The sequence below is a fragment of the Psychrobacter sp. S1-30-MNA-CIBAN-0213 genome (assembly GCF_040309845.1).
Classification (GTDB): domain Bacteria; phylum Pseudomonadota; class Gammaproteobacteria; order Pseudomonadales; family Moraxellaceae; genus Psychrobacter.
Genome location: NZ_JBEOPE010000123.1, coordinates 1 through 254, shown reverse-complemented (window position 1 = coordinate 254; position 254 = coordinate 1). Strand labels below are relative to the sequence as shown.

Annotated in this window: 1 protein-coding gene; it reads left to right on the top strand. The window is 35.4% G+C overall.

What is annotated here, in order from left to right; genetic code table 11:
- Window positions 1-254, top strand: a 254-nt coding sequence (locus AAEY87_RS14200; RefSeq protein WP_502945489.1) for a putative endonuclease domain-containing protein, incomplete at both ends; no start/stop codon positions are given.

The following is a 254-nucleotide window of genomic DNA, read 5'->3' as shown; positions in this document are numbered from 1 at the left end:
GCTAAAATTCCCGAAATAAGCCCCGAGGATGTCACTGCACAATTTCATTTTACTGATTCAAATGGAGGTAACAGATATATTGACTTTATGATTGTGAATGAGGTAAAGGGCTATCGATTACCTATTGAGTTAGATGGGTACTGGAAAGTAACTAATTATCACGATTTCAACGATATGTTGGAAAGGCAAAATGATCTAGTACAGATATATGGTGTTCTGCTGAGATATACCAATAATAAAATGAATCAACAGCC